Below are 15,343 nucleotides of genomic sequence, written 5' to 3' on the forward strand. Positions count from 1 at the left end.
TAATTGATTAAAATAAAGTGAAGTAAGGGTTTAGTTTATTCTAAGGAATAGCTTTACCAAGTTTTGATAAGAGAGTTTTATTATATGGCGCTTGAAGATATTCTATCCCATAGGTTGGAGATGGATCCCCAGGCAACACTCCCCAAAAATTTTATGTATTCTGAAATTAAAAGTCGCCATTGATTCCATGCCCCCCCTTTGTTTGAGGTATTATGAACGGGATAAGCGATAAATTCAACCTCTGGGGTCAGGCGATGCAACTCATATAAAGCTCGTGGCATATGATAATCATGGGTTACGAGGTAGACTCGGTGATAGTGGTGGCTTTTTAGCCATGTTGCGCTTTCTTGCGCGTTACCGCGGGTATTGGTAGCTTCCCAGCCTAGGTCTATACAGCATTTAAAAAGAGAGGTATTTTGTGGAAAGCTTTGACGCAAAGTGTTGCGGTTTGTGGTTTTATTCACTCCACTGATGAGTAAATGTTTGCTACGTCCTGATTTAAGAAGTAAAAGCCCCGTGGCGATACGCCTTTCTGCTCCTGTTAAGACAATAACGCCATCAGTTTTGAGCAGGGAAGCAGGGATATCCATAGTTTTAATTTTATAGCTAAAATACCCAAAACCTATGAGGAATAAGATTACACTCACACTTAAAGTCTTCAAAAAAATCCGCATGTAAAAAAAATTGCACTGCTTTTTTAATGGAAATATATTTATCTTCAACTGCACTTTATCCTTTACGACCTAAAATAAATCGCTTTCATGCTGATTTATGCTTTTAAGATGGCAGATAATCGCTAATCGACTTGTAAGCATAGTGAGAAGGGCTACGAAAAGAGCTAAAGCAAAAATCTTGCCATAAGTAGATATATCCAATGAAAAGCGTCCAAAGAGCGCTCTTAATTGTTCGGCTTCTGGCATGCTAGAATGATATGTTTCCCAACTGGAAAACGCCCAGAAGAAAAGAATGGCCAGGCCGCCGCCCCATAGAGAGCCCCGCAAGCCGGTGACAAAAAAATGCCAATCAAACTGCCTAGCGATAACATGAGCTTCTGCACCGATAAAGTGTAGAACCTCAACAATATGAATGTTGGTGGCAAGTGCACTACGGGTTGCGAAAATGATAGTTAAAACAAGGGCGGTTAGAACAAGGCTTAAAATGATGAGTCCTATCCAAACAGTGGCTTGAGCCATGAGTAAGAGTCGTTCAACCGCTTTTTGGTGGTCATTAAAGCTAGCGCCAGGAACTTTGTTAATAACGGTATTGCGCAAAAGAGAGAAATCTACCGCAGAGCGATTAGAAAATTTCACTACAATTATGCGAGGCAAGGGAAGGGCGTCCCATTGAATGGCATCACCAAGCCAAGGGGATAATAGGCGTTTCGTTGCGGCTTCATCAATGATATTGGCGCTTTTAACTCCCTGAAATTGGCTGATTAGATGAGCGGCTTTGGCGAGATTGGCTTCCATATCTTGGCCTGCCTGCGGCCGAATCTGTACGGTGGCTTCGCGGTTTATTTGGTTCTGCCAATGATCTGTGGAGGAGCGTACAAGATCAACGCCGCCTGAGGTAAGCGCTGAAAGAAAAGTCATTATAGCGATAATAATGGTTAAAGCGCGCCCTACTACGCCGCCTTTTGGTACGATAGGAGCGCGCCCTTTTCTAAAAGAATTTTTAAGTAATGGCTGGAATTTAATCATAAATTTCTAGCCTTCCTCCATTAAGCACCATGCGCCGTGCAACCACTTGTTCCATAAGGGTAATATCATGGGTAGCAATGATGACTGCAGTGCCAAAGCGGTTGAGCTCTACAAAAAGGCGTAAAAGGCGTCGAGCGAGTGGTGGGTCCACATTGCCAGTTGGTTCATCAGCTAAAAGGATTTCAGGACGATCAATAAGCGCTCGGGCAATGGCTGCGCGTTGCTTTTCACCCCCCGATAAGAATGGCGGCATTATGTGCATGTGTTCGCCAAGCCCTACCCAATGCATCAGCTCCTCTACTTCAGCACGATAGCGTGCTTCCTCTTGGCCTTTAACGCGCAGAGGTAGGGCGATATTTTCGTAGGTGGTGAGATGATCAAGGAGCCGGAAGTCCTGAAAGACAATGCCAATACGTTGGCGCAAAGCAGGAATTTGTCGCGCTGATAAAAGCGCTGTTTCGTGCCCCATAATGTTGATAAGGCCGCGGGTAGGCTTGGCTGCCATAAACATTAAACGCAAGAGTGAGGTTTTGCCCGCCCCCGATGGGCCAGTCAAGAATTGAAAAGAACGCGGTGGAATATGAAAGCACACATCCCGTAAAACTTCAGGCCCCATGCCATAACGCAGGCCAACATTTTCAAACCGAATCACCCAGTTTTTCCTGCCATATAACGCTAGCGATCCCTATTGATCTGATCTGAAGTAGCAGCGGTGTTGAGAGAAAACTTCAGCATTGAATAGAATGGCGGAGGGGCGCATCAGTGTCAAGCCCTACCCTCACGAGGGTAGGGCGGAGAGCTTGATGATTTTTAAGTAGCGTCCTTCTTATTGAGACGGTTATCAATAAGGCTTTCAACCACTTGTGGCTCAGCGAGGGTAGATATATCGCCGAGGTTTTCGTAGTCATCTTCGGCAATTTTGCGTAAGATCCTTCGCATGATTTTCCCAGAGCGTGTTTTAGGTAGCCCGCTGGTGAATTGGATTTTATCAGGGGTCGCTATGGGGCCGATTTCCGCTCGTACGTGCTGGATAAGCTCTTCTTTCAGAGTGGGATTTGATTCATAGTGGTGCATCAGGGTGATATAGCAATAGAGCCCTTGTCCCTTGATGGGGTGAGGATAGCCTACCACTGCGGCTTCGGCGACCGCGGGGTGGGATACGAAGGCTGATTCTACTTCAGCTGTACCTAGGCGGTGGCCAGAAATATTTAATACATCATCCACTCGGCCTGTGATCCAATAATAGCCATCTTCATCGCGACGACAGCCATCTCCTGTGAAATATTTACCTTTATAGGTAGAAAAATAGGTTTGGATAAATCGTTCATGGTCACCATAAACGGTGCGCATTTGGCCTGGCCAAGAATCGGCAATGCATAGATTGCCTTCACCCGCTCCTTCAATCAGGTTCCCTTCACTATCAAGTAATTGCGGTTTAATACCAAAGAAGGGCAAACAAGCTGATCCAGGTTTTAAAGCCATGGCGCCTGGCAGGGGGGTAATCATATGGCCGCCAGTTTCTGTTTGCCACCAAGTGTCGACAATAGGACAACGCCCTTCGCCCACTACATGGTAATACCACTCCCAAGCTTCAGGGTTGATTGGTTCCCCGACGGTGCCTAAAAGCCGCAAAGAGCTCCGGTTTGATCGGGTAACAAATTTGTCTCCCATCCCCATAAGAGCTCGGATGGCAGTGGGTGCTGTGTAAAGGCTATTGACCTGGTGTTTTTCAACGATTTGCCAGAAGCGACCTGCATCGGGGAAATTAGGCACACCCTCAAACATAAGGCTTGTCGCCCCATTACAAAGAGGGCCATAGATAATATAGGAGTGACCCGTTACCCAGCCTACATCGGCCGTACACCAGAAGATTTCTCCTGGCCGGTAATCAAATACATATTCATGAGTAAGAGAGACGTAAACAAGGTAGCCGCCTGTAGTGTGTAAAACCCCTTTTGGTTTTCCAGTTGAGCCTGAAGTATAGAGAATAAAGAGTGGATCTTCCGCATTCATTGGCTCTGGTGGGCAATCGCTTGCTGCTTGCGCACGAGCTTCAAAATAGCAGATATCGCGCCCCTCGTACCAATCAATTGCTGCGGTGGCGCGGCGTACTACCAGAAGGTGACGTACGTCCATACCTTGGGTGCGGGCGATTTCAATGGCTTTATCGCTATTGTGTTTGAGATTGATGGGCTTGCTACCGCGGATGCCTTGATCGGCAGTGATTAAAAAATCGGACTGGCAATCGACAATCCGTCCAGCCAAAGCTTCGGGCGAAAAGCCTGCAAAGACTACTGAATGAATTGCTCCAATGCGCGCGCAAGCTAGCATAGCATAGGCAGCTTCAGGGATCATCGGCAGGTAGATGGTGACGCGATCGCCTTTTTTTACGCCATATGCTTTCAATATATTGCTAAAGCGGCAAACCTCTTCATAGAGCATTTTATAGGTAATTTTTTTATCAAAATAGGGGTTGTCGCCTTCCCAAATAAGAGCGACTTGATCACCACGGGCTGGGAGGTGACGATCAATACAGTTATAGGCGACGTTGGTTATACCATCTTCAAACCATTTTATTGAAACATCGCCTGTAAAGTTTGTGTTCTTTACCCGCGTAAAGGGAGTAAACCAATCAATACGTTTTGCTTGTTCACCCCAAAAACCTTCTGGATTATCAATGCTTTGCTTGTAATAATGCTGGTAGGTTTTATGGTCAATAAGCGCTTTCTGGGCAAGACTGGCTGGTATGGGGTAGAGTTTATCTGACATTATTTCCTCCATTATTTAGAATCCCCCATTTGAAACTTTATTATCTTTAGCAAAATTTGCTTAATTTTGATGCACAGAGGGGAATATATGCAATTGATCTTATGTTATTTTTATAAAATTGTCCATGTTGTAGCGTGCATTTTAATAAGGGATGGCGGGAAGGCAATTAGTTTTGGTGCCCGGGGGAGCGGGGGCCAAAAATGGCGCTTCCAACACGTACAAAGCTTGCTCCAAAGGTTATGGCTTCTGGAAAATCGTTTGACATGCCCATGGAAAGATGTTCAAGCCCATATTTTTTGCCCAAGCTTTGACACAAGGCAAAATAGGGCCCTGGGTTATGATGAGCCGGTGGGATAGTCATGAGGCCGATAATATTTAGGCCGCACTTGATGCGACAATAGTGTAAAAATTCGCCTAACTCTTCGGGGTTGATACCAGCTTTTTGAGGCTCCCGCCCGCAATTGATCTCAATGAAGCAGGGTAGGTATCGACCTTGACGTTGCATTTCCTTGGCCAATGCTTGAGCAATTTTTGGCCGATCAAGGGTGTGGATGACATCAAAAATCTGTACGGCTTGCGCGGCTTTATTGGATTGGAGGGCACCGATGAGATGGAGGCGTAAATCAGGAAATTGAGTGCGCAAAGCGGGCCATTTGGCTGCGGCTTCTTGAACCTTATTTTCGCCAAAGGCGCGATGCCCCGCTTTGAGAAGCGGTAGGATGGCCTGTTGATTAAAATGTTTGCTGACTGCAATAAGGGAGATAGCGTTCTTGGGGCGTTGAGCCTCTTGGGCGGCCTTGTCTATAATGGCTTGAACCTTGTAATAATTAAGAAGGTCGCAGGTAGGAGGCATAGATTGTATCATATTTGCGGTGATTTCAGGTTATTGGCCGTTTGCAAGCGTGCTCGGGCGGGGTTTAATGGGGATAGAAAAGGCAAAAAGGGTATGCTAGGATGCAGGATAGAATTTTGGCCCTGATTTTTCAAGAGTATAGGCATGAGTTTTGAACGTTATAATCCACGCGTTAGTGAACCAAAATGGCAGAGCATCTGGCGTGACCAAGAAGTTTTTATCACCAAAAATGATGATCCGCGCGAGAAATATTACGTATTAGAAATGTTTCCCTATCCTTCGGGGCGGATTCATATGGGTCATGTCCGTAATTACGCTATGGGAGATGTATTGGCGCGCTATAAGCGGGCGAAGGGGTATAATGTTCTGCATCCTATGGGGTGGGATGCTTTTGGTATGCCAGCTGAGAATGCAGCTATGGAGCGCAAGATTCATCCCAAAATCTGGACTTACCAACATATTAATTCTATGCGGGCGCAATTACAATCAATTGGTTTGTCTCTTGATTGGTCGCGCGAATTTGCTACCTGTGATGTGGAATATTATCGCCACCAGCAAGCTTTATTCCTTGATATGTATGAAAAGGGTTTGATCTATCGTAAGACTTCTAAGGTTAATTGGGATCCAGTTGATCAAACCGTTTTGGCCAATGAGCAAGTGGTCGATGGGCGCGGTTGGCGCTCGGGCGCTTTGGTGGAACAGCGGCAATTAACGCAATGGTTTTTTAAGATTAGCGATTTTAGCGAAGACCTCCTTAGCGCTTTGGATGCGTTACCTCATTGGCCAGAAAAAGTAAGGATTATGCAGAAAAACTGGATGGGTAAATCGGAGGGAGCGCTTTTACGTTTTGCTTTAGCGGGTGCTGAATCTATTCCATCATCTCTGGAAAAACAAGCGATAATTGAATGCTATTCGACGCGTCCAGATACGTTATTTGGTGCGGCCTTTATTGCGATTGCTGCAGATCACCCTTTGGCGCTTGCTTGCGCTACTGCCAATTCGAGTTTGCAGGATTTTATAGAAGATTGTCAAAAAACTACAACGGCTACAGCCGATTTTGAAACAGCGGAAAAACGAGGTTTTGATACAGGCTTATGCGTGACTCACCCTTTGATCAAAGGACAAACCCTTCCGGTCTATGTGGCTAATTTTGTCTTAATGGATTATGGTACGGGAGCAATTTTTGGTTGTCCAGCCCATGATCAACGTGATTTAGACTTTGCTTTGAAATATAATTTGCCGGTTACCCCTGTGGTGCGCCCGCTTGATGCAGGGAATGATTTTGCAATCACCACAGGGGCCTATAGCGGCGATGGTGTATTGTTTCATTCTGATTTTTTAGACGGATTGACCCCCAAAGAAGCCTTTGAAGCGGTGATACAGCGCTTAGAAACGCAAAACTTGGCGGGCAGACCAGTAGCAAAACGCTATACTCATTATCGCTTGCGCGATTGGGGCATTTCTCGTCAGCGTTATTGGGGGTGTCCTATCCCAATGATTCATTGCGATCATTGCGGGGTTGTGCCTGTGCAAAAAAGTACTCTGCCGGTGCAATTACCTGAGGATGTCACTTTTGAGCGTCCTGGCAACCCTCTTGACCACCACCCTACTTGGAAACAGGTGGCTTGCCCAAAATGTGGCCGACAAGCACGACGTGAAACCGATACGATGGATACATTTGTGGATTCTTCATGGTATTTTGCGCGCTTTACAAATCCCAATGCTGAAGGTCCTACCGATCGAACCGCGGCAGATGAGTGGTTGCCAGTTAATCAATATATCGGTGGGATTGAACATGCAATTTTACATCTTCTGTATGCGCGGTTTTTTACCCGCGCGATGAAGCTGACTGGTTATGTGGGCTTAGAAGAACCCTTTAAGGGCCTCTTTACTCAAGGCATGGTGGTGCATGAAACTTATCGCACCGATCAAGGTTATGTGACACCCGCTGAGGTGGCGGTTGAGGAAAAGGATGGTGTTCGTAAAGCCTGGCTCTTAGCTGATCAAAGCCCTGTGGTGATTGGACCAATTGAAAAAATGTCAAAGTCAAAAAAGAATGTAGTCGATCCAAGCGACATCATCATGAGTTATGGAGCTGATACGGCGCGTTGGTTTGCATTGTCGGATTCTCCGCCTGAGCGGGATGTAATTTGGACCGAAGCGGGAGTTGAAGGGGCATACCGTTTTGTGCAACGTGTCTGGCGACTGATTCAAGGAGCGCGCGATGTTTTGCAGTTCGTATCCGCCCAAGCTGGGCAGGAGGGAAAAGCTTTGGAGATTTCAAAAATCGCCCATAAGACTTTAGCTTTAGTGGGGGACGACTTTGAAAAACTCGCCTTTAATCGCGCCGTAGCACGTCTTTATGAAATGCTAAATAAATTAGCACCATTTTTACAAAAGGTGCGCGATTTATCGCTTAGTGAGCAGGTATCATTGCGGCAAGCGATGGATTTTTTCATCATTATGGTAGCACCCATTATGCCCCATTTAGCAGAAGAGTGTTACCAAGCTTTGGGGGGCGGTGGGCTTCTTGTGAATCAAGCATGGCCAGTATTTGAAGCGCGTTTGGTAGTAGATGAAGAAATCACTCTACCGATACAGATTAATGGGAAAAAGCGTGGTGATTTAACTATTGAACGTGATGTACCTCAAGATGAGCTGAAAGAAGCTGTTTTAGCTTTAGATTTTGTCAAAGCGCAATTGGCAGGGAAAGAGCCTAAAAAGCTGATAATTGTCCCAGGACGGATTGTGAATATTGTGCTCTAATAGGTTGCTTGAGCGGCGGAAAGGCTAGGGTAACATGAGGGTGCCCACTCCTTGTTCAGTAAAAAGTTCGAGTAAAACTGCGTGGGGCGTTTTACCGTTAAGGATAACAACACCTTCAGTACCTGTTTCAATGGCTTTAAGGCAGGTTTGGACTTTGGGGATCATGCCGCCAGAAATGGTACCATCTTTGATCAAGGCACGTGCTTCATCGGCGGTAAGTTCTTTGATAAGGCGTCCCTCTTTATCAAGGACTCCTTCTACATCAGTAAGGAATAATAAGCGCTTAGCTTGAACCGCACCAGCAATAGCACCCGCAAAAATATCTGCATTGATGTTATAGGTGTGGCCATCGCGACCCGGCGCAATGGGAGCAATGACGGGGATCAAAGCTGAATTGGCTAATAGATCTAGTAAACGTCGATCAACGCTAATTGGTACGCCTACAAAGCCAAGGTCTATATTTTCTGGAGGTTCTGGTGGATGTTTTTGGGCAAATACCATATTACCATCTTTGCCGCATAAGCCGATAGCCCATTCGCCCTCGGTATTGATCATAGCAACGATTTTTTTATTGATAGCACCTGCTAAGACCATTTCAACGATTTGAATCGTTTGTGAATCTGTAATGCGTAAACCGTGGGAAAATTTAGATTGAATGCCCATTTGCGTAAGAGTATGGGCGATTTGGGGCCCTCCCCCATGGACGACAATTGGGTTTATGCCGGATTGTTTTAAAAGTGCGATATCACGGGCAAAGGCTTGGCCAATGATTGGGTCACCCATGGCGTGGCCGCCATATTTTACTACTACAGTTTTTTGCTCATATTTTTGCATATAGGGCAAAGCGGCCGATAAAAGATCCGCTTGCATTTGCGCATTGCCGTTCATGATAAAACATCCTGATCATTTATGTTGTTAGCCTTCGTCGTTGATAAGATAGATAGTTTATTTGTAGTTGAAATTAAATCTTATTTTCTTTTTGTATAGAGTAAAATTTAGATAATTTTTCTAAAGTTTTTCTAGACAAAAGCAACTTGGTAGGTAATGATTAGTTTTAAAATATATATATATAGGAGGATATAATGACAAGCACTTATCAAGAGCTCTATGAAGGCTGGCAAAAAAATCCTGAAGCCTTTTGGAATGAAGCGGCAAAAACTATTGATTGGTTTAAGCTTTACGATAAGGTTTTCGATTCCGAAAAAGGGGTGTATGGCCGCTGGTTTGTAGGCGGTGAGACAAATATGTGCCATAATGCTCTGGATCGCCATGTAAAAGCAGGGCGTGGCGATCAAGTGGCTGTTTATTATGATAGCCCAATGAGCAATGGTAAACGCGCCATTACTTATCAACAATTATTGGATGATGTTGAAGCTTTGGCGGCCTTTATGCAAGATTTTGGCATTCAAAAGGGCGATCGCGTTTTGATCTATATGCCGATGGTTCCACAGGTCATTGTAGCGGTGATGGCGTGTGCACGTTTAGGCGCTATCCATTCAATCGTATTTGGAGGGTTTGCGGCTACAGAATTGGCGGTTAGGATTGATGATTGTACGCCTAAGCTGGTGATCGCTGGTTCTTGTGGTATTGAGCCTAATCGTATTGTACCCTATCAAGCTATGGTGAATCAGGCATTAGAGATTGCCCGCCATAAGGTAGATCGCTGTATTATCCACGAACGACCGATTACTACCGAAAAACCAGAAGGGTTCTTTACATTGAAGCCAGGACGGGATTTTGATTTTGCAAAAATTTTGCGTGATTATCGTGGCCGGCGGGTTCCGTGTGTACCTGTTGCGGCAACGGATCCGCTTTATATACTTTATACTTCAGGTACTACGGGTAAGCCTAAGGGCGTGGTGCGTGATGTCGGGGGCTATATGGTAGCTTTGGCTTGGTCGATAGGTGCTGTTTTTAATATTCGTCAAGGTGATGTGATGTTTTCAGCATCTGATGTTGGCTGGGTTGTTGGGCATTCTTATATTATCTATGGCCCGCTTTTGGCAGGAGCAAGTACGGTTCTTTATGAAGGAAAGCCTGTTGGAACTCCAGATGCGGGTGCTTTTTGGCGTTTGTGTGATGAATACAAAGTGCGTTCTTTTTTTACGGCGCCTACAGCTTTTCGAGCCATCAAGCGCGAGGATCCAGAAGGGGTTTTAGCCAAACGCTATCCTTGTAAAAATTTGACTGCTTTATTTGTGGCTGGTGAACGGGCAGATCCAGACACATTGCAATGGGTGGAGGGGCTTTTTAATCTGCCTGTGATTGATAATTGGTGGCAGACAGAGACGGGTTGGCCAGTGGCGGCAAATCCTATAGGCACGCAATTATTGCCGGTTAAACATGGGTCACCCAGTGTGGCGATGCCTGGCTATGAATTGGCCGTGGTAAATGATAAGGGCGAAAAATTGTCAGCAGGCGAATTTGGTAATCTTGTTTTTAAGTTGCCTTTACCCCCTGGTTGCCTACCAAGCCTTTGGAATGCAGATGAACAGTTTAAAAAAACTTATCTTGAGCGTTTCCCTGGCTATTATAATTCTTCGGATGCAGGTTATATTGATGAAGATGGTTATGTTTTTGTTATGAGCCGTACCGATGATATTATCAATGTAGCGGGACATCGCCTATCAACGGGAGCTATGGAGGAGGTAATCGCAGGCCATCAAGATGTAGCGGAGTGTGCTGTAATTGGGGTCCACGATTCTTTGAAAGGGCAAGCGCCGTGTGGTTTTATTGTGCTCAAGCAAGGTGTTCATCGCGACCGCGCTACTATTGAAAAAGAGTGTGTGGCACGGATTCGTGAAATTATAGGACCCGTTGCTGCTTTTAAGCAGACGATTACGGTGGATAAATTACCGAAAACCCGTTCGGGCAAGATCTTACGTGGGATTATGCGTAAAATCGCTGATCATGAAGAATGGACTGCGCCAAGTACTATTGAAGATCCTACGACGTTGGATCATATCAATAAGCGATTGAGTGAGCGTGGGCTTGGCTGAAATAACTTTACTCATGTACATCTGAATGTGCTGTGAAATTTTACAAAGCCCTCCTTATATTTAAGGGGGGCAGAGTAGGTTTGTCTTGGGAAGACTTTGTTAAATTAGTATTTAGGTGATTAACAGCTAGCTTAAGCGTGTCAAGCGCCAACGAATCTTTTCATGTAAAGCGGGGCGAAAGTAGAGGACGATTTGTTGGCAACGTTTTGGTCCTTCTAAGTGAGCCAAGGTTAGTGAGTCTTCGATTTGGGGCGAGACATCGGAACATATAAAATTCCAGATATCGCCATTAGGGGCGGTAAGGAGGAGGCCGCGGCCATCGCGACTTATGTAAATGTCTGGATGAAGGTGAAAGCGAACAGCCACGTGGTGGCGGCCATCATCAGGGAGGCGTTGGTTCTCTTGGTGATAAAAACGATCAAATCCTTCAATCACATCCCCATTATGGCATAAGATAAGGCCACGTTCATGCAACAGTTGGAAGGTAGGTTCATAGCCATTATGTTGGGCTATAAAGCCTAGTCTGTCTCTTCCATCGATTCGTTTTACGTCTACCCTCGTAGGGCCATAAGCCATTACTTTTTCGGGGTGACCAGCTCTTTGTATGAATTGTCCTATAGATGTATCATTTAAGCTGGCGGTGGAATGGGCAGCGGTGAGGCGGCCTAAATGGCGATGACTAGGTGTGCTGTAAGGATCAATCCCTGTATTGATGATAAAGCGGTGGCGACCAGAGGACATTTCAAAAGATAAGCATCCAGCGTTGGCGTGGTGAGCGATGGAACGTTCAGTCGAACAGCCTGTATCAGCAATGATGATGGTGTTAGCTGTCTCTAAGCGTTGATAGCCTGAATGGGGAGCGTGACTAAAAGGTTGCCCCCCTGTTTCATCTAATTTTAAAAGCGTGCTAATCCTTTGTGGTAGGAGAGGCCCGACGCCGTTGAAATGAGCAAGTGTTTGATCTTTATGCAGGAAAAAACGCAAGGCAGGGAGCATGCGCTCAATGGAATCGCGCAAGCCCCGCGGCGGTAAACAGTGCTGGCTTTGGTAAAAATGGCGCAAAGCAAGGAGATCAGCTAGAAGGGTAACCAACACCGCTGGGTTACGCGAAATATGACCACCATCAGGAAAGATTTGTTGTGCAAGTTCTGTTTCTAGTTGGGCTTCAAAAGCGTGGCGTGTGGCTTTGGAAAGTGGCAGAGCGAGGCTAGCGAAAGCCAAGGCGGCCGCTGCTATAAGACGTTGTTCATTTGCATCCATTCGGTGAATGCTAGTACGCAAAAAGCGTGTGTGTAAGCCAAGTTGGCGTAAAAATTGCCGTTCAAAGTCTCCACCAGCATTGTGAAGAAGCATGGAAGCATGGCTTAACCAGCTAATAAGGCGACGGGCGACGATAGCAGGTTGCCAAGCAATACCAGTTAAATGTCGGCCGTGTTTTTCCAGCCATTCACTTAGGAGAGAGCGGGCATAAGCCGTGGCTAAAGCAGTTTGAGCGGCGTCCATGTGGCGTAGCCAGCTATGATCATGGAGAGCGGCATCCCATTCAGGGCTTGGCGCTTTGATTTCAAAAGGTGAGTAGGCCCCCACTTCAATAAGGCGACCAGCTAAAGCAAAACGACCATGATAAAATTCATGAGCAAGGTTGGCATCATGGAGATGCAGATCAATGGGCTGAGCGATGATTCTTTGCGGCGCGAAACCAGAAAATCGCCAACGGAATAGAGGCCCTGTGCGGGCTATACGCCAGAATTTATGGACAGTATCACCTATTGGCGATGCTTTGAGTGACGAAATGTTGCGTAATGCAATAGCCACAGTACTACCTTTGGGATGGGGTTAGGCCTAAAGAGAAAGGCTGTGGGTATTCTCTGAAAATAAGGTAAATGAATCGTTAAGAAACGGATGCATTCGGTTGTTTTTGTAAGCGTGCAGCAAAAAACCCATCCATGCCGCTCATGTTTGGTTGATCAAGGACGAGATCGGCGGGGGTAGTACGCACATAGCCTTCGGGGGTGATGAGGGAGGAGAAATCGCCTAGTTCATCTGGTGTGACGTGAGAGAGCATGATGTCGGGGCGCTGGTCTAACAGCTTTTCTACTACGGCTTCTCCTTCTTGTTTAGCAAGGGAACAATTAGAGAAAACTAAAATGCCTCCAGGCTTTAAGAAGTCAAAGGCTTTGTTCAAAAGCGTATATTGTAAAAGGCTAAGCTTATCAATATCGGCCGCATCTTTACTCCAAAGGATGTCAGGGTGGCGGCGAATGGTACCTGTGGAAGAACACGGTACATCCAAGAGAAGCGCGTCAAACAAATGTGGTGGGGCGAAAGCTTGGAGAGGCCTCTCATATAAGGTAACGGTGAAGCCAAGTCGCTTCATATTATTCTCTAAGCGTTTCAGTCGGTTTTTGGAAATATCTACCGCCGTTACGGAACCGCCCATGGCGACCATTTGTGCTGTTTTTCCGCCAGGCGCTGCACATAAGTCAGCCACTTTTTTACCAGCGATATCGCCCAAAAGAAGACAAGGCAGAGCGGCGGCAACATCCTGTACCCACCAAGCACCTTCAGAAAAACCTGGTAATTCCTGGACAGCTCGTTGCTGCGGTTGCAAGCGAACGCTCCCATTGGCGAGGACAATTCCGTTGAGTTTTTGCGCCCATAAGGCTGGGTTGCTCTTAACGCTTAAATCAAGACAGGCCTCTTTAGTTTGCGCTTTAACGATAGCTTTCGCCCTTTCGGGGCCGTAGTCTTTGATCAAAAAATCAGTAAACCAAGAAGGGAGGTGAGAAAAATTTTGCGAGGCGATAGGGTCAGCTTGGCTAATTTTGCGTAATAGGGCGTTGATTAAGCCACTAAAACGTTGGCAACGTGGGTCGGCCTTTGCTGCTTCAACTGCTAAGTAAAGTGCAGCGTGGTTTGGCACGTTTAGATAGAGGATTTGGGCGGCTGCAATGTGCAAAATGTGTTTAAGAGCATGCGCATTTTGCGGGAGCGGACGGACGAGAAATTTTGCCAATAGAGTGCTAATGGCGGCGCGATGGCGCAGAGCGCTTTGTAAGATTGCGCGGCAAAGCGCCTGATCCGCTTGGCTAAGGGCTAGGTATTGGGGGTGGCCACGTTCATGATCGCATAGTCCATCAAATGAGTTTTTTTTGTCTATTATGGCGCTCAGTAGTTTGGCGGCCACTTGGCGAACCATGAGTCCTGCCGGCGGATTACGGCGGGAGACGGCCTTTGGTATGCTTATCATAACTACCGCCCTTTGCGGTTGCGTAGCCATGCAGGGCGGCTACCATGTTGGACGGTTTGTTTTTGGCTTTGTGCAGGTTCCGACCCAATATTCATCTGGGCAGCCTGTTGCTCTAAGGCTGCGATACGGTTTTCGGTGGCTGGGTGAGTCGAAAAGAGATTATCGGCTCCCTGTCCGTTAAGGGGATTTATTATAAACATGTGAGCGGTAGCAGGGTTATGCTCAGCCTCGACATTTTTGACTTCATGGCTAGTGCGGGCAATTTTATTTAAAGCGCTGGCCAGCCAGAGAGGGTTACCACAAATCTCTGCTCCACGCTTATCTGCAGCATATTCCCGCGTACGGCTGATGGCCATTTGTACAAGCATAGCAGCGAAGGGCGCAATGAACATGGCAATGAGAACGCCAATCATGCCAACCCCCCGCGATTCATTATCGCGGTTACCTCCGCCAAAAAATAGGGCGAAATTTCCTAACATGGATATAGCACCAGCAATGGTGGCAGTTATAGTCATGGTTAAAGTATCGCGATTTTGGACATGTGACAATTCATGCGCCATAACGCCGGCCAACTCCTGTGGCGTAAGCCTTGCTAGAAGTCCTGTAGTGGCAGCAACGGCAGCGTGTTGAGGGTCGCGCCCCGTCGCAAAAGCGTTGGGTTGTGGGTTATCCATTAGATAGACTTTAGGTTGTGGTAGGCCTGCTTTTTTCGCTAAGTCACTGACAATTTTATAATATTCTGGAGCCGACAGGGCATCAACTTCGCGTGCGCTATACATACGTAAAACGATTTTATCACTGTTCCAATAGGAGAATAGGTTCATAGCCGCCGCAATAAGAAGTGCAATGAGAGCTCCGTTCCCACCGCCAATCAAAAACCCTACCCCCATGAATAAGGCTGTCATAAAAGCCAAAAGCAAAGCTGTGCGAAAAAAATTCATTGGCGTAAGACTCCATACAAAGCGCGTTCCTTCCTATATGATGGGGTGGTTATAGAGATTCTTCA

The 15,343-nt window shown here is 46.3% G+C and carries 11 protein-coding genes; 2 read left to right on the top strand and 9 right to left on the bottom strand.

Features of this window, described 5'->3' with window-relative positions; all coding sequences use genetic code 11:
• Positions 1–80 precede the first annotated feature (80 nt).
• The 5 genes from ACK28X_RS10095 to ACK28X_RS10115 all read right to left on the bottom strand — a co-directional run bounded on the left by ACK28X_RS10095 (position 81) and on the right by ACK28X_RS10115 (position 5,334).
• The gene (locus ACK28X_RS10095) at positions 81–674 is read right to left on the bottom strand and encodes a YdcF family protein (protein ID WP_412058828.1); all 594 of its coding nucleotides are present in this window, start codon (positions 672–674) and stop codon (positions 81–83) included.
• Positions 675–743: 69 nt separating this feature from the next.
• A complete protein-coding gene (locus ACK28X_RS10100) occupies positions 744–1,700 on the bottom strand; it encodes a cell division protein FtsX (protein ID WP_412058829.1) in 957 nt (318 codons plus the stop codon).
• Entirely contained in the window at positions 1,693–2,352 is a 660-nt protein-coding gene (gene ftsE / locus ACK28X_RS10105) for a cell division ATP-binding protein FtsE (RefSeq protein WP_412058830.1), read from the bottom strand. Before ftsE ends, ACK28X_RS10100 begins: the two co-directional genes overlap by 8 nt.
• Before the next feature lie 158 nt (positions 2,353–2,510).
• Positions 2,511–4,469 carry an acetate--CoA ligase gene (gene acs, locus ACK28X_RS10110; RefSeq protein ID WP_412058831.1) on the bottom strand — a complete coding sequence of 653 codons (1,959 nt, stop codon included), beginning with the start codon at positions 4,467–4,469 and terminating at the stop codon, positions 2,511–2,513.
• Between the two features lie 166 nt (positions 4,470–4,635).
• Positions 4,636–5,334 (bottom strand): YggS family pyridoxal phosphate-dependent enzyme, encoded by a 699-nt coding sequence (locus tag ACK28X_RS10115; protein WP_412058832.1) that lies wholly within the window; start codon positions 5,332–5,334, stop codon positions 4,636–4,638.
• 132 nt (positions 5,335–5,466) lie between these two features.
• Between ACK28X_RS10115 and leuS the strand changes: the two genes are divergently transcribed.
• On the top strand, positions 5,467–8,088 hold the full coding sequence (gene leuS / locus ACK28X_RS10120; RefSeq protein WP_412058833.1) for a leucine--tRNA ligase: 2,622 nt from the start codon (positions 5,467–5,469) through the stop codon (positions 8,086–8,088).
• A gap of 24 nt (positions 8,089–8,112) precedes the next feature.
• Here leuS and argB read toward each other — a convergent pair whose 3' ends face one another.
• A complete protein-coding gene (gene argB, locus ACK28X_RS10125; RefSeq protein WP_412058834.1) occupies positions 8,113–8,976 on the bottom strand; it encodes an acetylglutamate kinase in 864 nt (287 codons plus the stop codon).
• 194 nt (positions 8,977–9,170) lie between these two features.
• On the opposite strand from argB, the gene ACK28X_RS10130 reads away from it, so the two are divergent.
• Positions 9,171–11,087, top strand: a complete 1,917-nt coding sequence (locus tag ACK28X_RS10130; RefSeq protein WP_412058835.1) for a propionyl-CoA synthetase — start codon at positions 9,171–9,173, stop codon at positions 11,085–11,087.
• 126 nt (positions 11,088–11,213) lie between these two features.
• On the opposite strand, the gene ACK28X_RS10135 is transcribed toward ACK28X_RS10130, so the two are convergent.
• The 3 genes from ACK28X_RS10135 to htpX form a co-directional block, all read right to left on the bottom strand.
• Positions 11,214–12,902, bottom strand: coding sequence for a heparinase II/III family protein (locus tag ACK28X_RS10135; RefSeq protein ID WP_412058836.1), 1,689 nt, complete (start codon positions 12,900–12,902; stop codon positions 11,214–11,216).
• Positions 12,903–12,978: 76 nt separating this feature from the next.
• Positions 12,979–14,367 (bottom strand): RsmB/NOP family class I SAM-dependent RNA methyltransferase, encoded by a 1,389-nt coding sequence (locus tag ACK28X_RS10140; RefSeq protein ID WP_412058837.1) that lies wholly within the window; start codon positions 14,365–14,367, stop codon positions 12,979–12,981.
• Positions 14,340–15,278, bottom strand: coding sequence for a zinc metalloprotease HtpX (gene htpX, locus ACK28X_RS10145; protein WP_412058838.1), 939 nt, complete (start codon positions 15,276–15,278; stop codon positions 14,340–14,342). Before htpX ends, ACK28X_RS10140 begins: the two co-directional genes overlap by 28 nt.
• Between the last annotated feature and the right edge of the window lie 65 nt (positions 15,279–15,343).

This window comes from Bartonella sp. DGB2 (assembly GCF_046843095.1).
GTDB lineage: Bacteria > Pseudomonadota > Alphaproteobacteria > Rhizobiales > Rhizobiaceae > Bartonella.